This is a genomic window from Lacrimispora brassicae, assembly GCF_054772055.1.
This window is the reverse complement of record NZ_BRYH01000041.1, coordinates 145,669-170,518: the sequence shown is the minus strand read 5'-3', so window position 1 is coordinate 170,518 and position 24,850 is coordinate 145,669. Positions and strand designations below refer to the sequence as shown.

General features: G+C 41.1%; 20 protein-coding genes. 18 read left to right on the top strand and 2 right to left on the bottom strand.

Features of this window, described 5'->3' with window-relative positions:
• Nucleotides 1-55 precede the first annotated feature (55 nt).
• Both ACYVD3_RS19165 and ACYVD3_RS19160 read left to right on the top strand, forming a co-directional pair.
• Nucleotides 56-1,774, top strand: a complete 1,719-nt coding sequence (locus ACYVD3_RS19165; protein WP_460644090.1) for an ABC transporter ATP-binding protein — start codon at nt 56-58, stop codon at nt 1,772-1,774.
• 3 nt (nt 1,775-1,777) lie between these two features.
• Nucleotides 1,778-3,625, top strand: a complete 1,848-nt coding sequence (locus ACYVD3_RS19160) for an ABC transporter ATP-binding protein (RefSeq protein ID WP_460644089.1) — start codon at nt 1,778-1,780, stop codon at nt 3,623-3,625.
• Between the two features lie 18 nt (nt 3,626-3,643).
• Here ACYVD3_RS19160 and ACYVD3_RS19155 read toward each other — a convergent pair whose 3' ends face one another.
• Nucleotides 3,644-4,678 carry a helix-turn-helix domain-containing protein gene (locus tag ACYVD3_RS19155; RefSeq protein ID WP_460644088.1) on the bottom strand — a complete coding sequence of 345 codons (1,035 nt, stop codon included), beginning with the start codon at nt 4,676-4,678 and terminating at the stop codon, nt 3,644-3,646.
• Between the two features lie 252 nt (nt 4,679-4,930).
• On the opposite strand from ACYVD3_RS19155, the gene ACYVD3_RS19150 reads away from it, so the two are divergent.
• From ACYVD3_RS19150 to ACYVD3_RS19120, 7 genes are all read left to right on the top strand, one after another.
• Nucleotides 4,931-5,722 (top strand): ABC transporter ATP-binding protein, encoded by a 792-nt coding sequence (locus tag ACYVD3_RS19150; protein WP_460644087.1) that lies wholly within the window; start codon nt 4,931-4,933, stop codon nt 5,720-5,722.
• Nucleotides 5,649-6,782, top strand: coding sequence for a FecCD family ABC transporter permease (locus ACYVD3_RS19145; RefSeq protein ID WP_460644086.1), 1,134 nt, complete (start codon nt 5,649-5,651; stop codon nt 6,780-6,782). The genes ACYVD3_RS19150 and ACYVD3_RS19145 overlap by 74 nt, the downstream gene beginning before the upstream one ends.
• The gene (locus ACYVD3_RS19140) at nt 6,779-7,813 is read left to right on the top strand and encodes a FecCD family ABC transporter permease (protein ID WP_460644085.1); all 1,035 of its coding nucleotides are present in this window, start codon (nt 6,779-6,781) and stop codon (nt 7,811-7,813) included. The genes ACYVD3_RS19145 and ACYVD3_RS19140 overlap by 4 nt, the downstream gene beginning before the upstream one ends.
• Nucleotides 7,814-7,901: 88 nt before the next feature.
• Complete coding sequence (locus ACYVD3_RS19135) at nt 7,902-8,876, top strand: iron-hydroxamate ABC transporter substrate-binding protein (protein WP_460644084.1); 975 nt, start codon at nt 7,902-7,904, stop codon at nt 8,874-8,876.
• 232 nt (nt 8,877-9,108) lie between these two features.
• Nucleotides 9,109-9,630, top strand: coding sequence for a nitroreductase family protein (locus ACYVD3_RS19130; protein ID WP_460644083.1), 522 nt, complete (start codon nt 9,109-9,111; stop codon nt 9,628-9,630).
• 308 nt (nt 9,631-9,938) lie between these two features.
• Entirely contained in the window at nt 9,939-11,222 is a 1,284-nt protein-coding gene (locus tag ACYVD3_RS19125; protein WP_460644082.1) for a 4Fe-4S dicluster domain-containing protein, read from the top strand.
• A gap of 202 nt (nt 11,223-11,424) precedes the next feature.
• On the top strand, nt 11,425-12,228 hold the full coding sequence (locus ACYVD3_RS19120; protein ID WP_460644081.1) for a hypothetical protein: 804 nt from the start codon (nt 11,425-11,427) through the stop codon (nt 12,226-12,228).
• A gap of 155 nt (nt 12,229-12,383) precedes the next feature.
• On the opposite strand, the gene rsmH is transcribed toward ACYVD3_RS19120, so the two are convergent.
• Entirely contained in the window at nt 12,384-13,433 is a 1,050-nt protein-coding gene (gene rsmH, locus ACYVD3_RS19115) for a 16S rRNA (cytosine(1402)-N(4))-methyltransferase RsmH (protein ID WP_460644080.1), read from the bottom strand.
• 277 nt (nt 13,434-13,710) lie between these two features.
• Here rsmH and ACYVD3_RS19110 point away from each other — a divergent pair, with 277 nt between their 5' ends.
• The 9 genes from ACYVD3_RS19110 to ACYVD3_RS19070 all read left to right on the top strand — a co-directional run bounded on the left by ACYVD3_RS19110 (nt 13,711) and on the right by ACYVD3_RS19070 (nt 24,685).
• The gene (locus ACYVD3_RS19110) at nt 13,711-15,183 is read left to right on the top strand and encodes a DEAD/DEAH box helicase (protein WP_460644079.1); all 1,473 of its coding nucleotides are present in this window, start codon (nt 13,711-13,713) and stop codon (nt 15,181-15,183) included.
• A gap of 31 nt (nt 15,184-15,214) precedes the next feature.
• On the top strand, nt 15,215-16,615 hold the full coding sequence (locus ACYVD3_RS19105; RefSeq protein ID WP_460644078.1) for a DEAD/DEAH box helicase: 1,401 nt from the start codon (nt 15,215-15,217) through the stop codon (nt 16,613-16,615).
• A gap of 299 nt (nt 16,616-16,914) precedes the next feature.
• Nucleotides 16,915-17,682, top strand: a complete 768-nt coding sequence (locus tag ACYVD3_RS19100) for an SDR family NAD(P)-dependent oxidoreductase (RefSeq protein ID WP_460644077.1) — start codon at nt 16,915-16,917, stop codon at nt 17,680-17,682.
• Between the two features lies 1 nt (nt 17,683).
• On the top strand, nt 17,684-19,354 hold the full coding sequence (gene ilvD, locus ACYVD3_RS19095; RefSeq protein WP_460644076.1) for a dihydroxy-acid dehydratase: 1,671 nt from the start codon (nt 17,684-17,686) through the stop codon (nt 19,352-19,354).
• 9 nt (nt 19,355-19,363) lie between these two features.
• A complete protein-coding gene (locus ACYVD3_RS19090; RefSeq protein ID WP_460644075.1) occupies nt 19,364-20,053 on the top strand; it encodes an RraA family protein in 690 nt (229 codons plus the stop codon).
• Nucleotides 20,054-20,157: 104 nt separating this feature from the next.
• Entirely contained in the window at nt 20,158-21,024 is an 867-nt protein-coding gene (locus tag ACYVD3_RS19085) for a helix-turn-helix domain-containing protein (protein ID WP_460644074.1), read from the top strand.
• Nucleotides 21,014-21,856: an SMP-30/gluconolactonase/LRE family protein gene (locus ACYVD3_RS19080; protein ID WP_460644073.1), complete on the top strand. Its 843-nt coding sequence runs from the start codon at nt 21,014-21,016 to the stop codon at nt 21,854-21,856. The genes ACYVD3_RS19085 and ACYVD3_RS19080 overlap by 11 nt, the downstream gene beginning before the upstream one ends.
• Before the next feature lie 301 nt (nt 21,857-22,157).
• Complete coding sequence (locus tag ACYVD3_RS19075) at nt 22,158-23,654, top strand: sugar ABC transporter ATP-binding protein (RefSeq protein WP_460644072.1); 1,497 nt, start codon at nt 22,158-22,160, stop codon at nt 23,652-23,654.
• Between the two features lie 5 nt (nt 23,655-23,659).
• Nucleotides 23,660-24,685 carry an ABC transporter permease gene (locus tag ACYVD3_RS19070; RefSeq protein ID WP_460644071.1) on the top strand — a complete coding sequence of 342 codons (1,026 nt, stop codon included), beginning with the start codon at nt 23,660-23,662 and terminating at the stop codon, nt 24,683-24,685.
• Nucleotides 24,686-24,850 lie beyond the last annotated feature (165 nt).

The following is a 24,850-nucleotide window of genomic DNA, read 5'->3' as shown; positions in this document are numbered from 1 at the left end:
ATCACGTTTGGCCATGATTTCAGGAATAAGATCATAACGGAAGCAGGTATAAATAATGAAGCTTTATGGTAAATATTTCAGAAAATACAAAGCACCGTTTTTCATAGCGGTTTTGTGCGTGACACTGGAAGCAGTCTGCGATTTGCTAGGGCCTACGCTGATGTCACATATCGTAAACAGCGGAATTGAAAAAGGCTCTTTGCCAAAGGTTTATTACTGGGGGATGCTGATGCTCATTGTAACTTTGATAGGCGCTTGTTTTGCCGTTTCACGAAACATTCTGTCAAGCCAGGTTTCTCAAAGAATGGGTGCAGATTTACGGGCAGACTTATTTGAGAAAATTATGTCTTTTTCGGAAGTAAGCGGAGATAAAGTGGAAAGCGGTTCACTTATAACCAGAATGACAAATGATACTTCTCAAATTATACAATTCGTAAATGGAGTGATGCGTATTTTCCTTAAGGCTCCTATTGTCTGTATCGGCAGTATTGTACTGGCAAGCCTGCTCAACATCCGGCTCAGTCTCATTATCTATGGAGTAGTGGCTGCCGTTACCATATTAATTTATATTAGTATGAAAATCAGCTATTCAAAATTTTATCAGTTGCAAAAGGCCATGGACCAGGTTAATTCAAAGGTACAGGAATATTTAATCAGTGTCCGGCTTGTCAAGGCATTTGGTACTTTTGAAAAGGAAACAGATAAATTTGAAGAGGCTAACTTGAATTTAATGCAGAAGGGAATATCGTCTCAAATGGTCATTACAGTTATCTCACCTTTTTTAACACTGGCTGTTGGAGCCGGAACAGGTGTTGTGATTTATATTGGAAGCAGACTATTTGCCATGAACCTGGCTAATACGGGAGATATTACGGCGTTTACAATCTATATGGCACAGATACTCACTTCTCTGATTATGATAACGAATGTATTTACTATGTTCGTACGCACCAAAGCTTCTACAGCCCGGATCGGTGAAGTATTTGACTGTGAAGAAGATTATTCAGGAAGTAATAAAGGTAGAAGACTGAGCGGGAAGATCACCTTTGAAGATGTCACCTTTGCTTATCCGGGGGGCAGTGGAGTTCCGGCAATCAAAGAGCTTTCTTTCTCCGTAAACAGCGGAGAAAGCCTTGCAATTATCGGCCCCACCGGAAGCGGTAAATCAACCATTACCTGGCTGCTGCTTCGTTTTTATGATGTGGATAGGGGGAAAATAATTCTGGATGATTATGATATAAAAATGCTGGGCGCAGATGAGGTCCGAAGCAATGTAGCAATAGTTCCCCAGAAACCAATGCTGTTTTCAGGATCAGTAGGAGAAAATCTTAAATGGGGAGATAAACTCGCCACCATTGATGAGCTGGGGCAGGCAATTGAAAAAGCACAGGCAGACTTTGTCATGGAGATGCCTGATGGTTATGATAGTCTTCTTGGAAGCGGCGGCGTTAATTTGTCCGGAGGACAGAAGCAGCGCCTTTCAATCGCCCGGGGGATACTGAGAAAAGCCCCTGTACTGATTTTAGATGACGCAACCAGTGCATTAGATGCCGTTACCGAGGCAAAGGTACGGGAAAATCTTAAGAGCAAAGAATTTGATCAGACAATCATTATGATCACACAGCGCTGCGGAACGGCTATGTCCGCGGATAAAATTCTGGTTATGGAGAATGGCGGGAAAGTGGGATTCGGTACACACGAAGAATTGATGAAGTCCTGTGAAGTTTACCAGGATATTTATCATACACAGATTGAAAGCGGCAGGGAGGCATAAGGTATGGCAGAAAAATTCAGTCAGCAGCAGCCAAAAGTACCGGCCATGGGCCGCCGTCTGGGAGCTGGAAGGAATCGTTTTGCCCCGGCTGCAAAACCGCAAAATGCAAAAGGAACGTTGATTCGGATTGTTAAAATCTATATGCGGTGGGCTAAGACCATATTCGCGGCAATCTTTCTGACAGTCATTTCTTCCTTTATATCAGTCGCGATTCCATATTATGTGGGTAAGACATTTAATACCTTTGATATCCGGAACAGGAGTGTGGACTCCGGCAGGCTGGTTTCACTTCTGCTCATCATATTAAGTTTATATCTGGTCAATTGGCTGCTTAATTTAATAAACGGTGTAATGATGCTGCGAATCTCCCAGAAGCTGGTTTTTACCCTTCGTACTGAATTTTTTGAGAAAATGCAGAAACTTCCCCTTGGATTTTATGATACACGGTCCCATGGAGATACAATGAGCAGAATTACAAATGACGTGGATAATATCAGTTCCACCATAGCACAGACAACAACACAGCTCATCTCCAGCATTTTAACGCTTGTAGGTTCTCTGGCAGTTATGATTGGTCTGAATCTGCCCCTTACCTTTACGGTTTTACTGTGCGTGCCGCTGGTTTCCTTATTAACAAAAACGATTGCCTCCAAAAGCCGCGCTTACTTTTTGGAACAGCAGAGAAGTCTTGGAGCACTGAACGGCGTCATTGAAGAGAATATTCTTGGTTTGAAAATGGTGAAAGCCTTTGGCAGACAAGAGGATGCCATTTGGCAGTTTAAAGAAATCAACGAACGTTTATGTGAAAGCAGTAATAAAGCTCAGGTCTGGTCTGGTTATATGATGCCGCTGATGAATGTCATTAATAATTTTGTATTTGCTGTTGTTGCGATCTTAGGCGGTATCTTATCCGTAAGCTATGGCCTGAAGGTTGGTACAGTTGTGAGCTTTTTAAGTTATTCAAAGCAATTTGCCCAACCGTTGAATTCGGTGGCAGGAATGTTTAATACCATACAATCTGCACTGGCCGGAGCCGAGCGGGTTTTCGAAATATTGGATTATGAGGAAGAAACCGAAGATCCTATAGACGCAATAGAAATCCAACACCCCATGGGAGAGGTTTCCTTTCATAATGTATGCTTTTCTTATGATAAGACAAAACCGATTCTTAAAAACGTAAGTTTTCATGTAAATCCAGGTGAGGTAATTGCATTAGTGGGAGAAACCGGTGCTGGTAAAACGACGATTGTCAATCTGCTGACCCGGTTTTATGATGGGGACAGCGGTGAAATTATGATTGACAGGGTACCGGTCACCCATATTAAACGGAACAGTTTAAGAAGATGCTTCTCCGTTGTGCTTCAGGATACCAGCCTGTTCAGTGGAACGATTATGGACAATATCCGTTACTCTAAGAATGATGCCACAGAGGAAGAAGTGATCAAAGCGGCAAAAATTGCCCATGCCCATGACTTTATAAACAAACTTCCCAAAGGTTATGGGACACATGTATCTGCAGCCACCGATAATTTAAGCCAGGGGCAGAGACAGCTCATATCCATTGCAAGAGCAGTTCTTTGTGACAGCCCGATTTTGATCCTTGATGAAGCAACAAGCAGTGTTGATACAAAGACGGAGAAAGAAATACAGAAGGCCTTGGTCAGCCTCATGCAGAACCGAACAAGCTTTTTGATCGCTCATCGCCTTTCAACAATCCGTGATGCGGATCACATTATGGTGATTGGTGACGGACAGATCCTGGAAAAAGGAAATCACCAAAGCCTGATGAACCGGCAAGGCCGTTATTATGAAATGGTTATGAGCCAGATGGGAAAGACATTCCAGGGATGAAACAGTCATATGCTATGATTAATCCGCTTTATTATTTGAAATTACCTCTGATAAGGAATTTCGGTACTTAAGCGGAGTCATACCATGGTGACGCTGGAACATAGTAATGAACTTACTGCAGTTATGGTATCCCACCTGCTTTGAAACACTGGCAACAGAGAGAGAGGATTCACTTAGCAGATTACAGGCAATGGACATTCGAAGAGAGGTCACATATTGATGGATGGACATATGATACAGATGGGAAAATCCTGCCTTTAATTTCTGTGTATTTAAATACACCCGCCCGGCCAGTTCTTTAATGGTGGGCGGAGTACATACTTCCAGAGTGAGAATGTTGTGTGCTTCGTGAAGGGCTTTTTGATCCTCTTCACTTAACAATATATTTTTCCCGGAGGGTAAGGTGATTATTAGCTGGGAAGGCTCTGGGACAGTTTTTGGAATGATCTTATGAGAGTAGGTTTTGGTTAGCTCTGATATGATTTCTAAAACTTTACTTTCTATAAGCATAGGAGTAAGAGTGCCAAGGTTTGCATTATATTCAAGGTTTTGGAGAAGCTGCAGCAGTATGGGAGAAAGTGAATTTTGTAAAAGATTTGGAGGAAGATCCTCAAATCTGACACAGTAAGGGGCATAAGCTTCAGCCAGGTATTCCCTAAAGTATTTCTCTCTTATTACAATCTCCGCAGCATGATAATGCTGTCCCGCTTTCCAGGTCTGAGAGCCTTCTCTGCCGGTTCCTGTTAATAAAAATGAATTAGGGCATAACCTGAATAAAGGCTGTCCTAAAAGCTGATATTCAGCTTCTCCTTTTAAAAGATTGCTCATCTGAAAATAATGTTCTTCAATGGAAAACTTTAGTGAGAAAGTCCGGTCAGGAGTATAATTACTGATAAACAGCTTATAATACCCCTCTTTCTCAAAGTAATAAATCTTTCCCAAATCCGGGTTTTGGGGATGAGAATACAGGGAATAAAATCCCATGTTTTTTTGTTCAAATTGAAGATGCCTGAAAAAACCGGCATGATAATCATCCATATTTTTATATATCATAATTGTAAAATCCTCTGCATTCTTTGTATTTCTCTGTATTTACTCATTTTAGCCCTTAGCAGGAGAAAATATATCCCAATTAGATGCTGCACTTGACAACCCATATCTTATTCGCTATAATCAACCCTGTTCTGTCGGTTAGTCTACTCTAACTCTTGTATTATAGATTATTTTTATTAGCATGTAAAGAAACTATGATAAAAAAATGGGTGCAGCAGCCAGCAGAGCATAGAAAGATTGGGAGGACGATCCATGGAATTAAGTGCAAAAGGGCTTTCCCTGTGTTATGAGGGGAAAGAAGTGGTACATCAGCTTGATGCGGGGATTAGAGAAGGAAAAATTACAGCATTGATCGGTGCAAACGGAAGCGGAAAGTCCACCCTTTTAAAAGGCTTTGCAAGGCTGTTAAAACCCTCAGCCGGGGAGGTCTTACTGTTTGATGAACCTTTGGCAGCTTATGATACAAAAGAAATAGCCAGACATTTATCATTATTACCCCAAAGTCCTCAAGCACCCATTGGAATCAATGTCTTTGAGCTGGTCTGTTTTGGCAGGTATCCTTATCTGAAAGGATATAAAAACAATCTGGCAAAAGAAGATTATATAAAAGTGGAAGAGGCAATGAAATTAACCGGTACCTGGGAATTTCGTGACAGGGATATTAACGCTTTATCCGGAGGCCAGAGGCAAAGAGCCTGGATCGCATTGACCCTGGCCCAGGACAGTAAAGTGTTATTACTGGATGAGCCTACCACGTTTTTGGATTTAACTCACCAACTGGAAATACTTAAGCTTTTAAAGAAATTAAATCAGGAGTTTAAAAAGACGATTGTGCTGGTTATTCATGATTTAAATCAGGCGGCAAGATTTGCAGACGATTTGATTTGTTTAAAAAGCGGGGAGATTTTGTACAGAGGAGAAGTCAAGGATGTATTTACCAGTGAAATGCTGAGGGATGTATTTCAAATAGATGCAGAAATCATTCTTGACCCAAGAAGCAACCGGCCGGCATTCCTATCCTATGATCAAGTTGAAAAGGCATAAAAAGATGCAGTATAAAAATAAATACATGAAAAAAACAGATAGTTCAAAAGACTTACAAAGGAGGCTGTATGGGCTGATATTTGCTTTAGGTATCCTTATATGCTTTCTGATAACAGCCAGTTTACTGCTGGGTTTAAATAATTATTCCTTTAAAACCCTGTGGGAAAGCGTTACCGCATATGATCCTTTAAAACAGGCGCATCAGATTATACATACCGTACGCCTTCCAAGAATCATAGGTGCATTATTGACTGGCTGCATACTTGGTATTTGTGGGCTTATTATGCAAAGCATCAGTAACAATCCCTTAGGAGACCCTTCTCTTCTTGGGGTATCAGGGGGAGCCAGTCTGGTGATTGCAATTTGCTATGCCATCAGCATGAACATCGGTTCCATACAGCGTTCCGTAATTGCCATGGCAGGAGCAGGACTGGCCATGTTATTTGTCAGCCTTTTATCCGATAAAATGGGAAGAAGAACGGATCCTCTTAAATTAATGCTTGCAGGAACGGCTGTTTCTAATTTCTTTGGCAGCTTATCCCTGATAATAGGAATCAGAAGCAGAACTTCAAGAAGCTTGAGTTTTTGGATAGCAGGCAGCCTTGCAGGTATTAATGCAACAGACATCCTGTTTTTAGCGGTCAGCTTAACTGTTATTCTTCTCATTATTCTTTACTACCGGAAAGATTTTACCCTGATGGTTTTAGGGGATGAGCTTTCCACAGGGCTGGGGGCCAATGTAGACAGAGCACGCAAAGCAGGACTTTTAGTGGTGGTGATCGGCACGGGAATCAGTGTTTCCGTAATCGGGAATGTAGGATTTATCGGACTGTGTATCCCTCATATTGCAAGACTGTTGTTTGGCAGCCGCTTTTCTTTTTTACTCCCGGTTGTTGCCGTTATGTCGGCATTTTTGCTGGGGGCAGCAGATTTAATGGCACGTTCTGTCAGTGCGCCTCTTGAAATTCCCGTAGGTGCCATTACAGCTCTTGTGGGTGCACCGTTCTTTTTGTACCTGGCAAAAACTCAGAAAAAGAACGGAGGAGGGACTGCACCGTGAAACAAAAACAAAAGGATGTGAGATATCTTGCTGCAAAAAGGTCCAGGCGGATATTGACCATTGGTATGTTACTGATCGTTATTACCGTTGTTATTTCCCTCAACATGGGAGCCATCTCTATCTCTCCAGGAGATATGATCCGGACATTAGCAGGGTTTGGAACGCCTAAAAATCAATTGGTACTGTTTTCTTTCCGCCTGCCAAGGCTGGCAATGATTTTAATAGTGGGTATAGGTATGGCACTGAGCGGAGCTCTTTTACAGGGCATTACCAGAAATGATCTGGTTGATTCCGGAGTCATGGGGATTAATTCGGGGGCAGGACTTTTTGTTGTCTTATATATTTTCTTTTCCGGCGGCGATTCACAAATAGTAAAAGCCGCCCAGTATTGGATGCTTCCTGTTATAGCCATCGCCGGAGGATTGCTGACGGCTATGATCGTCTATGGACTGACTTGGAATAAAGGAATATCCGCCATACGGCTGCTGCTTACAGGCGTAGCCATAAATGCTGTCATAAATGCCCTGATTCTGATTTTTCAGTTAAAAATGAATGAATACAACTTTAACAGGGCAATGGCGTGGTTATCCGGCGATATATGGAAAGCAGACTGGCCCTTGATTGCCCTTCTTGGGGGCTGGACACTGATCCTGTGCATCCTTTTAAGCCGGCAGACGCAAGAACTTGATATTCTGAGACTGGGTGATGAGTGGGGAACAACCTTAGGTGTTAAGACTGAAAAGAGCCGTTTCTTCCTTTTGCTAACGGCTGTAGCCTTTGCTTCCATAGCGGTGGCAGCAGGGGGAACCATCAGTTTTCTTGGACTTCTTTCGCCTCATATTGCACGCAGGCTTACAGGAGGATTAAGTAAATACTACCTGCCTGTTGCCGCATCCATTGGGATCGGAATCACCTTGCTTGCAGATGTATGTGCCAAATTAATATTTTCCCCTGACGGCATACCCATTGGGTTAATGGTTGCCATGGTAGGGGCGCCCTATTTTATATATTTGATTGTAAAATATAATTAAAGGTTTTATTATGCTAATTTAAAGAAAGGATGCCGCTAAGTTATTTATGCGGCTGTACTACGAAAAGATGTAGTATGTGGTGTTGAAAATGAAACGGTTAACTGGTATGTTTATAGGTCTGGGTTTGATTGCTGTTATTCTCACAGGCTGCGGAGGGAAAACGGAAATCCCTTCACCTGGCCCATCACAGGCAGAGAATGTTTCTGAAGCTGAAAAAAAGGGAACCCATACATTTAAGGCAGTAAACGGAGAGATAGAAATCCCTGATGCTCCCCAGAGAGTTGTAGTACGTACTTATCTTGGTGAAGTTATGGTATTAGGAGTGCCTGTTGTAGGAAGTGAAGAATGGAGTCTTGGCAACCCTTATCTTGATAAGGAAAAAGTGGCTCAGATAAAAGATGTTGGTTACCCCATGAATATCGAAGAAATTCTTGCTCTGGAACCTGATCTCATTATTACAGATTCAGAAGAAGGATTGGCTGAAATGGAGAAAATAGCACCAACTGTTTTTATACCCTTTAATACCAATAGGGATATTAAGTCCTCTATCCGTTATTTTGGGGAAATGCTAAATAAGCAGCCAGAAGCAGAAGCCTGGATTACTGAATTTGAAACAGAAGCTGCAAAACAGGCAGAACGCTTAAAGGAAGCCGGCATGGATATGAATGCCAGTGTAGGTCTTTTTGAATTTGCCAACGGGAAAGTATATGCATTCGGCGATAATATGGGAAGAGGCGGTCAGGTTTTAACAACAGGACTGGGGCTGAAGCTGCAGGAAAAGTTACAGGAAGTCAGTGACGGACAGGGCTGGGCAGAAATCTCCATTGAAGCACTCTCACAGTATGGGCCGGATTATATGTTTGTTACTGTTTACACTGCAAATGGTGAACCAAGCAAAGATGTGGAGGAGATGAAAAAAACCTCTGTATGGAAGAGCCTTCCTGCGGTACAAAATAACAGGGTAATTGAATTATCGTTTGATAAGGTTTATTACTATGACCCCATAGCTGTGTTGCAACAGTTGAAAATCGTAACAGATTCCATAATAAATACAATGAAATAATATTATGCGTTTATAAAGAGCAGAATACCTCCTGACTGTAGATTGCAGTACAGGAGGTATTTTCTTATGCCAAAAACAATACGCCAGGACTTGGAATGAGATTTTTTCAGTGAGCACCTTTTTTCCGGATCTCCCTTTCCTGTCTGATATCAGATTGCCTCATACTTGTATCATTGACTTTCTTTGATGGCAAGAATAAAATAAATTTATAAAATTCAGAAAGGAGTAATTTATGTTATTTGATATTTTAAAATCCAGAAGAAGCATCAGAAAGTTTCAAAACAAAGAAGTTGAAAAGGAGAAGATTGATGTAATTCTTAAAAGCGCCCTGCTATCCCCGTCATCCCGGGCCATAAGACCATGGCAGTTTATTGCTGTCACTGATCCGGAACTGATCCGGCAGCTCTCCCTGTGCAGGGAACCTGGTTCTGGGTTTTTGGCAGGTGCGCCTTTAGCAATTGCAGTAATAGGGGATAAAGATTCAAGTGATGTGTGGATTGAGGATACTTCCATAGCAGCAGCCATTATTCAGTTGATGGCACAAGATTTGGATCTGGGGTCATGTTGGATCCAGGTAAGAGAACGATTCCACACAGAGGAAGTGACTGCGGGGGAATATATTAGAGAAGTACTGGGGATACCTGAGCAATATAGTGTTGAATGTATGATTGCCATTGGCTATCCTGGGGAGGAAAAAAAGCCTTATGAAGAAAATGCGCTGCAATATCAAAAACTTCATTTTGACAAGTTTTAAATTCAATAAATAAACCAATGATGGAAGGGGATTGAAACAAGGTTACAGGAAATTTATAGGATCCACTATTGAGGAGGGGCAGGTTCTGGATAGGGAATTATCTGAATTTCAACGGTAAACCGGCTCACATGTTACCAGGAGCATAAGCCTGAAACGGTGTATGCTGTGGATTTTGATTAGTGATACTACTTAAAAATCCTAAAGTTCAGGCATTTTGAGAATTTTTTCAGTGGGCTCAAAGTGACAGAAAAGAAGGAACAGGCAAATTCGGTGAGTCTATCCAAACTTAATATCAGGAAGGTGAATCCATGGGACATATAACGAGTAAAGATGCCTATAAAAATTTAGAAGAAAGAATCAATTGGTTTACACAAGGGGCTCCGCCATCGGACAGTCTGTATAAAATTTTGCAAGTTCTATATAAAGAAAATGAAGCCAAATGGGTCGCCCTGTTGCCGGTCCGTCCATTTACTGCAAAAAAAGCAGCAAAAATCTGGAATACCAGTGAAGGGAAAGCAGAAGCTTTTTTAGAGCGTCTTTGTGAGAAGGCGTTACTTGTGGATTCATTTTATAATGGAGTACGTCAGTTTGTAATGCCTCCGCCAATGGCAGGGTTTATTGAATTTGCATTGATGCGTACAAGGGGCGACATTGATCAGAAATATTTAAGCGAATTGTATTATCAATATATGAATGTTGAAGAAAACTTTGTTAAGGATTTATTTTTTGCAACAGAGACGTATCTTGGACGAGTCTATGTGCAGGAGCCGGTTTTGACCAATGATAACACAATTCATATTTTGGATTATGAAAGAGCAAGCCATATTATTGAGGAAGCAGATTATATAGGCCTTGGAACTTGTTATTGCAGACATAAAATGTTACATGCAGGCCACCCATGTGAAATAAATGCCCCGCTGGATGTTTGCCTCACCCTTGGAAATGTTGCCCGTTCTCTTGCGGAACATGGGCAGCATGCGAGATTAATTGATAAGAAAGAGGCAATGGATGTATTAGAACGTTCTTATGCGGCGAATCTGGTGCAAATTGGGGAAAATGTTCGTGAAGCCCCGGCATTTATTTGCAATTGCTGCGGTTGCTGCTGCGAAGCCTTGCAAGCAGCAAGAAAATTCAGCCCAATGCAGCCAGTGGCTACCACGAATTATATACCTGATATTTCGAAAGAATGTGTAGGATGTGGCAAATGCCAAAAGGTATGTCCGGTATTAGCAATTTCTATGGAAAACAACAAAGAAGGTAAGCCGGCAGCTCAAGTAGATCATGAGGTATGCCTTGGTTGTGGGGTATGTGTGCGGAGCTGCCCTAAAAATGCCATTGAATTAGTGCGGAGAAAGGTTCAAGTCATTACACCGGTAAACAGTACCCATAGATTTGTACTGCAAGCAATCGAAAAAGGAACGCTCCAAAATCTCATATTTGATAACCAGGCATTTGCCAATCATCGTGCCATGGCGGCAGTACTTGGAGTTATCCTTAAATTACCCCCTTTAAAGCAAATGATGGCTAGTAAACAGTTTAAGTCCATATATTTGGATAAGCTGTTATCAAATAAAAGTGTTAAAAGGCAATAAAATGCCTGCAGATATTAGGAAGAAAGCCCTTGGGAAATTCAAAAAAACAGAAAGGAAGTGATCGGCTTAATAAAAACATGGTAAAATATGGAAATTTATGGTAAAGTGTTAACTATGAAACTATGATGAACTAAAAGTTGATTTCATCAAATATCATTTATTCAGTTTGAAGTGCAAAATAATAAAAAAGAGGGGATTTACTATGAAAAAGCAGATTTTATCAGTAATATTAGGACTATTTATCTTAACAGCATTTCCTTCATTCACTTCCTTTGCCGGTGAGTGGACACAGAATGAAGCTGGCTGGCGATATCAGGATGGGAATGGAACGTATACAAAAAGCGGATGGATAGAAGTTGATGGAAAGTGGTATCACTTTGATGATAACGGTTATATGGAGTCAAACGCATGGATCAATGTCTCCGAAACGTGGTATTACCTGGATGCCGATGGTGCATGTCTTATAAATACAACTACACCAGATAATTACAAAGTTGGTGCTGATGGGGCACGTATTTTTGAAATGCCGGCAACAGGTCTTCCTACCTTAGTGTCAATTCAAACAATAAGCGCAAGCGAAAAGTATTCATTCATTAACGATCTCTATAATTCGGATGATATTTTCCAAATCGATCGTTATACTAGTTTAATTCCTAATGATTTGAATACGATTGTTGAAGATACCGTATATTATGCAGCAGTATGTGATCATGTACAGAGATTTTTAAGCAAATCATCATTTTCTGAACTTATGATATCCAATAATCCTGCATTAAGAATTTCTGGATACTATCTGGAAGAATGCAGGCAGACATACTTAAACTACCTGCCAGTATTATCGAAAGATTTAAAAAATAATAAATTAGCAAAATATGCTGAGGATATAAATAACATGAATAAAGCGATTTCTCAAATAGAACAAAGATATAAACCTTATATTGATGAGCTGTCTTCATGGTATTACTATGGTTATGATTATAATTATGAGTATAACTACAATTATTGAAATTAATAAGTCTTGATTTGGAAGCCATTGGTTTATTGAATTATTAAGTATAGAAATCAAAAAGCATGGGCGGCAGAATAAACTTGCCGCCCATGCTTTTTTTCTCTTCATTTTAGTCTGATCCTATAAAGCTTTGAGCCATTGGTCAGATTATTTTATGCTTTTATAGCCCAACGCAATTTTGCACATCGGGCACGGCTATTGGAGCTGCATTCGGCGGCTGAGGGGCGAATGGCTTCAGACGCAATTTCGCGATAGATACCTTCCCGATAGAAATGCCGGAAAGATTTTTTTACGAGACGGTCTTCCCCGGAATGAAAAGTAAGGATAGCAATGCGTCCGCCTTCTGCCATGGCAGCAGGAAGTTTTTCTAAAAATTCATATAACGCTTCAAATTCATTATTGACATCAATTCGCAACGCTTGAAAGCATCTTTGGCATGATTTTTTAATTTCATTGTCTCTTTCTTTTTCAGGAATGAATTTCAGCGTATCTTTGATAATTTGTTGGAGCTGACTTGTTGTTATAATGTCTGTTCCTTTTTTTATGGCAGAAACAATGGCACGGGAGATTTCAGCGGAATGAGGTTCGTCTGCATTTTCTGACAACATTCCTTGCAGTTCCTCTTGGGAAATAGTTTTAAGACGATCTGCTGCAGAGATTCCTTTTGATTGATTTAGCCGTAAGTCTAAAGGCCCATCTGTCTTAAAAGAAAATCCTCTTTCAGGATTGTCTATTTGCATGGAAGAGACACCCAAATCTGCCAATATAAAATTCAATGGTCCCGATTCCGAAGTGATTTGATCTATATTGGAAAAGTTTGTTTGTCTGATCGTTAAAATCTCCGATCCATAGCCCAAGCGCTCCAAACGTACCCTTGTTCGGGGCAATTCAATAGAATCCACATCAGTGGCATACAAATGTCCTGTTGAATTTAAACATTTAAGCATCTCTAATGTATGACCGCCATAACCTAAGGTTGCATCTAATCCGGTTTGTCCAGGAGTGATTTGCAAGAATTCTAATATTTCATTTACGCAAATAGAACGATGCATACCAGCAGGAGTGCTTCCCTTTTGAATAACCTTTGCTACAGAATCAGCATATAACTCTGGCTGCAGTTCCTTATATTTATCTTTAAACGCTTTTGGGTGAGTACCTTTGTATCTGGGACGACGCTGATGTTTTTGTTCTTGAGGATTCATTCTTGCTTCCACCTTTTAAAATATCTATTTTTAATATAGGATTCAAAGCGTCTGCCAAGATGACGGCTTTGAATATTTCCACAAATTATATAATATCAAATACATGGGAAAATAGCAAACTATTGTAGTCAAAGGGGATTTTTTCTTTGTTCTACTTTCAAAGATTACCTTGAAATAATGAATTATATGCGATACAATGATAGACTGAGCTTAAATGATAATGAGAAAAAGAAATTCCTTAGGCAGGATATGTGATAACAGAAACCAAGGATGCACTATGGATATTGGAGGCTTTGATTTGGACAGAGGTAGTTTTCGTGATTTTAATATAAGTGAGGATATAAAAAAGGCACTGAATGGATTAGAGCTTGATAAACCTACGGAAGTTCAAGACAGAGTCATTCCCTTAGCATTAGAAAAAAATGATCTTATTATTAAAGCGCAGACGGGAAGCGGTAAGACGGCAGCCTATACGATTCCCATATGCGAAATGATAGAATGGCTTGAAAATAAACCACAGGCACTTATTTTGACGCCGACGAGAGAACTTGCGGTTCAGGTCAAGGAGGATTTTGTCAACATCGGCAGATTCAAACGGATTAAAGCAGCAGCAGTCTATGGAAGACATTCATTCTCCATTGAGCAAACAGAATTGAAGCAAAAAACACATGTAGTTGTTGGTACACCGGGACGGGTTTTGGATCACATAGAGAGAGGCACATTAGCGCTTACTAAAATTAACTACTTAGTAATTGACGAAGCTGATAAAATGTTTGACATGGGTTTTATAGAACAGATGGAATCAATTTTAAAAGAGTTGCCAGGTGAGCGGGTGACAATGCTGTTTTCAGCTACCATGCCGGAAAAAGTGAAATATATGTCATTAAATTACATGCAAAATCCAATTAATATTGATGTAAATGAGATGGATATTACCTCAGCCGAAATTAATCATGCTCTTTATCTTGTTGATGAAAAAGATAAGTTTGAACTGCTTAAGGATGTCACAATTATGGAAAACCCTGATAGCTGTATCATCTTTTGCAGAACCAAGGACCAGGTAGATATCGTATATGCCAAGCTTGCTGATATGGGTTATTCCTGTAATAAAATTCATGGCGGCATGGAACAGGACGATCGGTTAGCCACAATGAAGCGATTTAAAAGAGGAGAATTCCGCTACCTGATTGCTACTGATGTTGCTGCAAGAGGAATTGATGTAGAGAATGTTTCTTTGGTTTTTAACTATGATATACCTTATGATAAGGCAAATTATGTCCATCGCACAGGAAGAACGGGGCGTGCAGGCCTAAAAGGAAAAGCCATTACCTTTGTTGGAGAAAGGGAAAGCCGGTATTTACATGAGATCGAAGAATATATTGGGTTTGAAATCCCCCAATTGGTGAAACCTTCCAAAGAAGAAGTGCTTATTAAGAAAGCCGACTTTGACGCAAAAATAAAAGCAGCCCCTCAGATCAAGATAATGAAAAGTGACCAGCTTTGTACGGAAATCATGAAATTGCGCTTTAATGGCGGAAAGAAAAAGAAACTCAGAGCAACCAATTTTGTTGGAGTAATATCTAATATCAAAGGAATTAAAGCCGAGGACATCGGAATAATTTCCATTCAAGATACCCTGACATATGTAGAAATACTCAACGGAAAAGGTCCGTTGGTACTGGAAACAATGAAAGATACAACGATTTGCAATAAACTGTTGAAAGTATCAATAGCATCAGATAAGAGATAAAATTAAACAATACCGATTATAAGGAGAGCTTATGCAATTTAAAGATTTAAATATTATGCCTGATATTATAAAGGCATTGGAAAAGGAAAGCTACGAAGTTCCTACACCCATACAGGAAGAGGCAATACCAGTTATATTAAGCGGCAGGGATTTACTTGGTTGTGCCCAGACAGGTACCGGAAAGACTGCCGCATTTGCTATTCCAACGCTTCAACTGCTCAGCGAAGAAAAAGTACCTCATTGGGAAAAACAAAATATAAGGGCTCTGATCGTAACACCCACCAGAGAACTGGCTCTGCAAATCTATGAAAGTTTTAATACTTATGGTAAATTCACTGATTTAAAATGTTGTGCTGTCTTTGGGGGAGTATCTCAAAAACCGCAGGAGGAAAATTTGAAAAAAGGGGTAGATATACTGGTAGCAACACCAGGAAGGCTACTGGCTTTAATCGATCAAAAGATTATAAATATAGAACATATTAAGATATTTATATTGGACGAAGCTGACCGCATGCTGGATATGGGATTTATTAACGATGTGAAACGGATTATTGCAAAAACACCGTTAAAAAAGCAAACATTGCTTTTCTCGGCTACGATGCCGCCAGACATTGCCAAGCTGGCAGGTAAGATTCTTAAGACTCCTGAAAAAATAGAAATTACTCCGGTATCATCAACCGTGGATTCTATCCAACAGTATGTGTATTTTGTTGATAAAAATAATAAGAAGGATTTGCTTCTTCACATACTAAAAGATAAAAATATAGCTTCAACACTGGTATTTATACGTACCAAGCATGGGGCTGATCGTATTATTAAGCAATTATCAAGGGATAACGTGGTTGCCCAGGCAATCCATGGTGATAAATCACAAGGAGCGCGCCAGAAGGCATTAAACAATTTTAAAAACAAAACGTTGAGAATATTGATTGCAACAGATATCGCAGCAAGAGGAATAGACATAGATGAACTAACCCATGTTATTAATTTTGACTTACCGGATATACCAGAGACGTATGTACACCGCATTGGACGGACAGGCAGGGCAGGACTTAGCGGAACAGCAATTTCCTTCTGCGATTTTGATGAAAAAAAACAACTTGTTGATATTGAAGGTTTGATCGGGAAGAAATTGATAGAAGTAAAAGATCATCCCTACCCATTAATGAACAACTTTCCGACGATAAAGGCCACGCAGCCAAGAAAAGATACAGCAAGAACAGCGAAATCTAAAACAGAACGTCCGAAGAAAACACTTTTAAAAACAAAAACATCATCCCAGACTGCTTCATTAAGATCTGGGTTATCATCAAAGAAAGAGTCATTACAAACAGCTTCCTCATCAAAGAAAAAGTATCGGATGACAGCAGATGGAAAATTGAAAGAAAAAAGGAATTCTGATAAATTTTTAAGGAAAGACAAAAAATGGTAGATTTTAATATGTAAAAGCGTGATAAGTTACTGGAAAAAGGGAGAATGAGGGTTGGTTTTTCAAAAACTTGTAAGGTGAAGATTAATATGGATTTGCATACGGCATTTATTTAAGGCGTACAATGATCATTCATAAATTTAAGAAACAGGAGAGACGCAGTCCAAAAACCAGGGCTGCGTCTTTTAGTTCCGAATAATACACAAAGACCTTAAGAAAGTGCCATATTGTGAAAGCAGGTTTATACAAAAGAAATTACAATAAAGAAAAAGGGTTTATACAAACAACGAGGAGGAACAGGGATGGATCGAAAGACAGCGCTGATTACAGGTGGAGCAAGAGGGATTGGGAAGCAGATTTCTTTGGATTTGGCAGAAGAAGGGTACAATATTGTTGTGAATTATCACAATGACAGGGAATCGGCTAATGAGATATGCAAAAGGGCCAATGAGTATGGCGTAGAGAGCCTGGCGATATATGCGGATATGGGAAGCGTCAAAGACATTGAGCAAATGTATCAAATTGCCTTTGAAAAATTTGATGTGATAGATTTGGTTGTGAACAACGCAGGAATCAGCAGTGAAGTATATTTTCTGGATGCAACAGAAGAGATGTTTGATGGTATGACTGCAATTGACTGGAAAGGGTTGTTTTTCAGCAGTCAGTTTGGTGCGAAAAGAATGGTGGAAAAGGATGTGAAAGGAGTTATCATTAACATTTCCTCCAATCAGGTAGAAGGGTGCTGGCCAAGAGCTACCATCTATGCACCGACGAAAGCGGCTGTTACCAAGTTTACCAAAAATGCGGCTATGGAGCTGTCATTAAAGGGAATACGCATGGTAGCAGTGGCTCCAGGCTATACGGATGTGGGCTGGGAGCCTGGGGATATCCGGTTGGAAGCGGCAGAACGGCTCCCATTCAAACGGTTTGCGACTACAAAGGAGATCGCTCAGGCGGTAGTCTTTTTAGCATCGGATAAAGCGGCATATATTACAGGGACTTCCTTAATGATAGAAGGAGGGGCCACCCTTCCTGTGGTTGCAGCCAATGACTTTGTGGAGGTAAAGTAGAATGGAGGAGTATCAATACTACAATCAGCTTTTAAAAGGGGATGGAGGCGCCTTAAAAAGAGCGCTGTATAAGTCCATGGGATTTACGGATTCCGCTTTGGAAAAGCCTTTGATCGCCATTGTCAATACATACACCAATGCAACGCCGGGCCATTATAACATAAATGAAATGTGTGAACAGGTCAAAAAAGGAATCGAATCCGGAGGCGGTACGGCCATGGTGTTCGGAAGCATTGCACCGTGTGACGGCATAGCAGAAGGGCATGATGGGATGCGGTATATTTTACCGGCCCGGGATTTGATCACCTCTTCGGTTGAATGCATGGTGAGGGCTCATAAATTTGACGGACTGGTATTGCTTGGTTCCTGTGATAAAATTGTACCGGGACTTTTGATGGCGGCTGCAAGGCTGGATATCCCATCTGTTTTCTGCAATAGCGGCCCCATGATGCCTGCGGTGTATAAGGATAAGCATTATGACGGAAATATTGTAACAGAGGCAATCGGCTGGAAACAGCGGGGAGAAATTACACAGGAGGAATTCCGGGAAATCGAAAATCTTGCGGAGCCTTGTGTTGGTTCCTGTGCCATGCTGGGAACTGCCAATACAATGGGCTGTATGGCGGAAGCATTGGGCATGAGTTTGCCGGGAAGCGCAGTCGTGCCTGCCATTCATTCCAAACGCATGCAGATTGCATACACCACGGGAGAAACAATTGTTGATCTGGTTGAAAAACATATAACAGCCCGCCAGATCATTACAAAAGATTCCATTTATAACGCCATGGCCGTCTTAATGGGAATCGGCGGATCCACCAATGCCATTATGCATTTACAGGCCATACACAAAGAAGCAGGATTAGGGGAATTGCCTCTGGCTTTATTTGATGAATTAAGCAGAAAAATACCCCAGATAGCTTCGGTTTATCCTGCATCCCCCTATGATATGGTGGACTTTTACGAAGCTGGGGGCGTGCCTGCGGTCATGAAAGAATTGGAGCCTCTGCTCCATTTGGAATGCCTTAATGTTACCGGAAGTACTCTGGAGGAATCTTTAAAGCAGTTCGGTTTTTCCCAGCGCAGGGAGGTGATCAAGCCCACCAGTGACCCCTTTCATTTAACAGGGGGAGTAGCAGTCCTAAGAGGAAATCTGGCACCCCTTGGAGCTGTTGTAAAACCGGCCGCCATACCGGACCGCTTGATGAGAATAGAGGGAAAGGCCCAGGTATTCCAGAGCGAACAGGAGGCCTGCCATGCCATATTACATGGACTGGTGGAAAAAAACACCATAATCGTACTTCGCTATGAAGGGCCCAAAGGCGGTCCTGGTATGCCGGAAATGTATCGTCCTATGAAATGTCTGGAAGGCATGAATTTATCGGATAGCTGTGCATTGGTTACAGACGGAAGATTTTCCGGATCCAACCGGGGATGCTTTGTAGGCCATATTTCCCCGGAAGCCTACGAAGGCGGAACCCTTGCCCTGGTGGAGAATGGCGATATCATTATAATTGATGTGGACAAAAGAGAGTTAACCTTATTGGTGGAAGACGTTGTATTAAAGGAAAGAAAAAAATGTTGGATCCGCCCGGAAAAAGAAATTTTAGACGGATATTTAAATACTTATAAAAAAATCAGCCAATCAGCGGCACAAGGCGCAGTGGTGGAATAGGAGCATAATATGATTGAATGGAATAATGATGGTGAATTATTTGAATTAATGAGGCGTGATATGTATTCAGCCGTAATCGGTGATATTTTAGATAAAATGGGGTATTTTCATCAGTTTCTGCCCCAGAGAATACAGCCAATCAATCCCGGAATGGTAGTGGCGGGACGTGCAATGACGGTGCTGGAGGCCGATTCCTTTGAAGAGCTTTCCAATGGGCAAAATCCCATTATGAAGAAGCCTTTCGGGCTGATGCTGGAGGCCTTGGATGATTTAAAAAAGGATGAAGTGTATATCTGTACAGGATCTTCCCCTTCCTATGCCCTGGTGGGAGAACTGATGTGTACCAGAATGCAGATATTAGGTGCGGCAGGTGCGGTGGCCAATGGTTTCCATAGGGATACAAACGGAATAGAGGAATTAAAATTCCCCTGTTTCTCCTATGGCAGATACGCCCAGGACCAGGCTCCCAGGGGAAAAGTAATTGACTTTAGAGTGCCCATTGAAATCGAGGGAGTACGCATTGATCCGGGAGATATTATTTTCGGGGATCTGGAGGGAGTTGTGGTAATTCCCAAAGGGGTAGAAAAGGAAGTCATACAAAGGGCATATGAAAAAGCTACGGGAGAGAAGATGGTGGCGGAAGCAATAAAAGGCGGAATGGGTGCAAAAGAATCCTTTGACAAGTTTGGGATTATGTAAACAACTGGAATTGCTATCTCTGACCGGTTATGATATTATGATACCAAATATTGCTCTGCTGCATTTTGGATGTTTTACACAAAGGGAGTCAAAGGAGATATCATATGCAGGGAATCATGAAAAACATTTATACATTATTAAACCATGAAGAGTATAAAGTGGCAATACGAAAAGCCGGTAAATATAAGTTCCAAAGAAATTATAAATTTGAGATGCATAAGCACCAGGAGTACGAGATTAACTATATAAACGTAGGCTGCTGTGTCATGAAAATTCATAATGAATATGTTCCCTTAAAAGCGGGTGACTGCATGATTATCAGTCCTTATATAAGACATTCTTTTATGGTTGACATGAGCAACGCATGCTGCATAACCCAGTTGGAATATTCGGTAACAATACCAAAAGAACTTGAAGGGAAAATCCCGGCATTGAATCAGACAGGGGATTATACGAAGGTGGTATCCTGCGAGAATTTGTGTAAAGCCCTGGAGAATGTGAGCAGAGTTTTCCGGGAACAAACAGAAGAAAATGAATATACAAGCGCACAGTTGGAGCTGGCTCTGGCTCAGATGTACATCGTGTTTTCGGAGCAGTATATTAAAATGGAAGAACAGGAAGATTCGGAATTACATGGGGTGGTAGGAAAGGTGATCCGGTATATCAATGATCACATAGAAGAAGAACTCAATATGGAGGAGATTTCCAGGAAGTACCATGTAAGTGACAGATACATCCGAAAATACTGCAATAAATATCTTGGGATGAATTGCACAACTTATATCACCATGCTCCGCATAGCAAAAGCCAAAGAATTGCTCTGGAATAGTAATAAAAGTATTACTGACATTGCCATGCAGACAGGATTTAGCAGTTCTCAGTATTTCAGCCGTGTATTCCGCAAATATGCGGATATGACACCGGCTGACTACAGAGAGATGTGGAGAGGAGAAACTGCGGATGAAATGTAGAAGGGATGTCATTGCCACAGGTCTTCAATTAGGGGAAGGCTGTATATGGGATCAGGCACAAAATAAAGTGCATTTTGTAGATATTGAAGGATATACCGTATATTCTTATTCCCTGGATGATGGAACCATAGAAGAAATTAATATGGGAGATTATGTAGGCTGTATTGCCTTAAATGATCAGGGGGACTTGATTGCAGCAGTCAGAAACAGGATCATCCGTATAAATCTAAGTACCGGGAAGCAAGAACTGGTTACAGAGATCAGCCAGCCCGAATATATTCGTTTCAATGATGGGAAGCTGGATCCATATGGAAATTTATGGGTGGGTACCATGGCCATTGATCAGACCCATCCCAAGGCCCATGGGGCGGGATCCCTGTACTGCATCAAAGAAGGAACGGTCATTTCAAAATACGATGGGTTTACCATATCCAATGGATTAGTCTGGAATCCATCAGGGGATAAATTCTATCACATTGATACGCCAACCCAAAAGATCGATGTATATGACGTGGTGGAGGAAGGTGTTTTGAGCAATAAAAAAACCGCGGTTTCCATTGATGAGAGGGAGGGGGCTCCCGATGGAATGTGCATGGATGGCCGCGGCCAATTGTGGGTTGCAATGTGGGGCGGCGGAAAAATTAATTGTTATGACCCCGGTACGGGAACCAAGATCAAAGAGGTGAAGGTACCGGATCCATATGTATCCTGCTGCGTAATCGGCGGAGCTCACAAGAATTTGTTATTTGTAACCACAGCCCGGGATGAAAATGAGAATTCCGGAAAGGTATATGTGTTTTCCAGGGAGCATATACAGGATGAGTGGTATTAACTTTATGGCTTGACGGGAAGAAGAGGACAAGGGAATAAGAGACAGGAAAATTCCCTTGTCTTTTTTGTGTGTAAAATTATTATCAAACAGTTCCGAAAAGTACACAAAAAATCAGATAAAGTTCCTGTGAGTTAAAGAGAATCATGGGAATGCTTGATATAATGTCTATAGAAAGTCATAAAACATGAGTGTGTTTTATCTGATTTGCATAACACATGACTTTCTTAAGGAATTTAACAGGAATAAGTGTGAAATATGAAAAGGTCACAATGGTTTGTCATTGGGTGAGGAGAAAATACACATGGGCCATATACTTGAGTTTAAAAATATTTCAAAATATTTTCCAGGTGTGAAGGCGCTGGATCAGATATGCTTCCAATCATTTGGGGGAGAGGTGCTTGCATTTCTGGGAGAAAACGGAGCGGGAAAATCCACATTATTAAAGGTGCTGAATGGAGATTATCAGCCAACGGAGGGAGAGTACCTGCTTGACGGGGTTCAAAAGCATTTTAACACTCCTCATGAAGCAATTCATGAGGGAATCAGTGTCATTTATCAGGAAAGGCAGATATTACTGGAATTAAGTGTTTCGGAGAATATTTTTCTGGGAAGAATGCCGGCTAACCGGCTGGGCGTGATTGATACAGCCAAAGCCAATAAAATGACACAGAAAATTATTGATGAATTTGGCCTGCCTATTGCGCCGGCCGCCAAAGTAAAGGACTTAAGCATTGCCTATCAGCAGATGGTTGAAATCATGAAGGCCTACAGCAGGGAAAATCTAAAGGTCATTTGTTTTGATGAACCCACAGCCAGTTTAAGTGATTCGGAAATTGACAGCCTGTTTCGGATCATAGGAAAACTAAAGGAGCAGGGAAAGATCATTATTTATGTTTCCCATCGAATGAGTGAAATACAGCGGATCGCGGACAAGGTGGCAATTTTCAAGGATGGCCGTTATGTGGATACGGTAATAACCAAAGAAATTGAGGAAAAGAAGCTGATCAAGATGATGGTTGGCCGTGATCTGGGTGATATTTTCAAAAATCTGGACCGGAATAAGCAAATAGGGGATGTTCTTTTAGAAGTAAAAGAAGTTTCTTCCGATTATGTGAAAAAAGCTTCCTTCACCCTGCGAAAAGGTGAAGTGCTGGGATTTTCCGGACTGGTGGGAGCCGGCAGAACAGAATTAATGCGGGCAATTTTAGGGGCAGATAAACTTCGGACCGGAGAAATTTATCTGGAGGGAAAGAAGATTACTAACCGTTCCCCCAGAGATGCGGTAGAAAACGGCATTGTTCTTGTGCCGGAAGACCGTAAACTTCAAGGGATTTTATCCAACTTAAGTGTTTCCGGCAATATTAATATATCCTTATTGGATAAAAACTCCAATAAGTTTGGTGTAATTGATGCAAAGAAAGAGAAAGTAGAAATAGAAAAGAGCATAAAAGACTTTCGGATAAAAACTCCTTCACCGGATAAGAAAATTGTGGAATTATCGGGAGGCAATCAGCAAAAATGCATTGTTGCCAGGTGGATTGCCACAAATCCAAAAGTATTGATCCTGGATGAACCTACCAAAGGAATTGACGTAGGAGCAAAGTCTGAATTTTATAGCATGATCTGTGAATTTGCAAAGCAGGGGCTTGGAGTCATCTTAATATCCTCAGAACTGCCCGAAGTAATTGGTCTTTCTGATCGAATTATTGTTATGAAATCGTTGCGTATATCGGGGGAAATCAAGCGTGAAGAAGCAACGGAAGATGAATTACTAAGATTAGGAATGATAGGAGAATAACGGTCATGAACAAAAATGAGAGAAAGAAAAACCCCATGAAAAACGGTATTGTAAAACGAATTGTCAATGGAATCGGAGAGGATAAATTAGTCCTGACTGCTGCGATTGTTGTGGTATTTGTACTATTTACCTCCTTAAACCGAAATTTCTTAAGTATGCAGAACATGATTAATCTGCTGGTAGCCGCCTCCCTGGTTGGAATGGTAGCAGTCGGCCATACCTATCTGATTATTGCAGGACAAAATGATCTGTCTCCAGGATCCCTGGCAGCATTTTCCGGAGTCCTTGTAGCCTTGTTGCTTAACTGGGGAGTTCCCCTGCCGGCTGCCATTCCTCTTACCTTATGCAGCGGGGTGGCGGTAGGATTCTTTAATTCCTGGATGGTTAATAAAATTAAGCTGGAAGCGTTTATTGCCACCCTGGTCACCCAGGCAATTGTGAGAGGGTTTGCCTATATCATCTGCAACGGAAAGCCGGTTGCAATAAGTAACAAATCCTTTATTCTTTTAGGAAAACTAAGAATTTTGAATATTCCGCTGGCAGTCTGGTGTATGATCCTATCCTTTGTAATCTTTGGATTCATTTTGTCAAAAACAAAATTCGGACGCAGCATTTATGCAATTGGAGGCAGCACGGAAGCCGCAAGATTAGCAGGATTAAATCCCCAGAGAATGAACACTCTTTGCTTTATTATTATCGGTGTGCTTACATCTTTAGGGGGAATCATATTTTCCGCAAGAATGAATTCAGGCCAGCCGTCAGCCAACATTAATCTGGAGTTTGATGCCATTACGGCGGTTATATTAGGCGGAGTTTCCTTTTTAGGCGGTGTGGGCAGCATGGGCGGAACCGTGTTAGGTGTCATTCTGATTCAGGCATTTAATACAGGGCTGATTATGGTTAATGTGCCCAGTTTCTGGCAATATGTAGCCCGGGGAGCCTTGCTGCTGTTTGCATTGGCATCGGACTATGTCAGAAAGGAAAGACGGGAAAAGGAGTTATTAGCGGCAAGCATGAAAAATGCGGCATAGAAAAAATGCGGCATAGAAAAATGCGGCATAGAAAAAATGCAGAATAGAAAAAATGCAGAATAGTAAAAATGCAGAATAGAAACATGCAGTATAGATACATACCGTATTCGGTAACATTTCACATGAGAATGTGGATTGGTATAAAATTCTTAGAGGAGGAATAGA

Coding starts and splice junctions, on each gene's coding strand:
- ACYVD3_RS19165 (WP_460644090.1), top strand. CDS start 56: ATGAAGCTTTATGGTAAATATTTCAGAAAATACAAAGCACCGTTTTTC.
- ACYVD3_RS19160 (WP_460644089.1), top strand. CDS start 1,778: ATGGCAGAAAAATTCAGTCAGCAGCAGCCAAAAGTACCGGCCATGGGC.
- ACYVD3_RS19155 (WP_460644088.1), bottom strand. CDS start 4,678: ATGATATATAAAAATATGGATGATTATCATGCCGGTTTTTTCAGGCAT.
- ACYVD3_RS19150 (WP_460644087.1), top strand. CDS start 4,931: ATGGAATTAAGTGCAAAAGGGCTTTCCCTGTGTTATGAGGGGAAAGAA.
- ACYVD3_RS19145 (WP_460644086.1), top strand. CDS start 5,649: ATGCAGAAATCATTCTTGACCCAAGAAGCAACCGGCCGGCATTCCTAT.
- ACYVD3_RS19135 (WP_460644084.1), top strand. CDS start 7,902: ATGAAACGGTTAACTGGTATGTTTATAGGTCTGGGTTTGATTGCTGTT.
- ACYVD3_RS19130 (WP_460644083.1), top strand. CDS start 9,109: ATGTTATTTGATATTTTAAAATCCAGAAGAAGCATCAGAAAGTTTCAA.
- ACYVD3_RS19125 (WP_460644082.1), top strand. CDS start 9,939: ATGGGACATATAACGAGTAAAGATGCCTATAAAAATTTAGAAGAAAGA.
- ACYVD3_RS19120 (WP_460644081.1), top strand. CDS start 11,425: ATGAAAAAGCAGATTTTATCAGTAATATTAGGACTATTTATCTTAACA.
- rsmH (WP_460644080.1), bottom strand. CDS start 13,433: ATGAATCCTCAAGAACAAAAACATCAGCGTCGTCCCAGATACAAAGGT.
- ACYVD3_RS19110 (WP_460644079.1), top strand. CDS start 13,711: ATGGATATTGGAGGCTTTGATTTGGACAGAGGTAGTTTTCGTGATTTT.
- ACYVD3_RS19105 (WP_460644078.1), top strand. CDS start 15,215: ATGCAATTTAAAGATTTAAATATTATGCCTGATATTATAAAGGCATTG.
- ACYVD3_RS19100 (WP_460644077.1), top strand. CDS start 16,915: ATGGATCGAAAGACAGCGCTGATTACAGGTGGAGCAAGAGGGATTGGG.
- ilvD (WP_460644076.1), top strand. CDS start 17,684: ATGGAGGAGTATCAATACTACAATCAGCTTTTAAAAGGGGATGGAGGC.
- ACYVD3_RS19090 (WP_460644075.1), top strand. CDS start 19,364: ATGATTGAATGGAATAATGATGGTGAATTATTTGAATTAATGAGGCGT.
- ACYVD3_RS19085 (WP_460644074.1), top strand. CDS start 20,158: ATGCAGGGAATCATGAAAAACATTTATACATTATTAAACCATGAAGAG.
- ACYVD3_RS19080 (WP_460644073.1), top strand. CDS start 21,014: ATGAAATGTAGAAGGGATGTCATTGCCACAGGTCTTCAATTAGGGGAA.
- ACYVD3_RS19075 (WP_460644072.1), top strand. CDS start 22,158: ATGGGCCATATACTTGAGTTTAAAAATATTTCAAAATATTTTCCAGGT.
- ACYVD3_RS19070 (WP_460644071.1), top strand. CDS start 23,660: ATGAACAAAAATGAGAGAAAGAAAAACCCCATGAAAAACGGTATTGTA.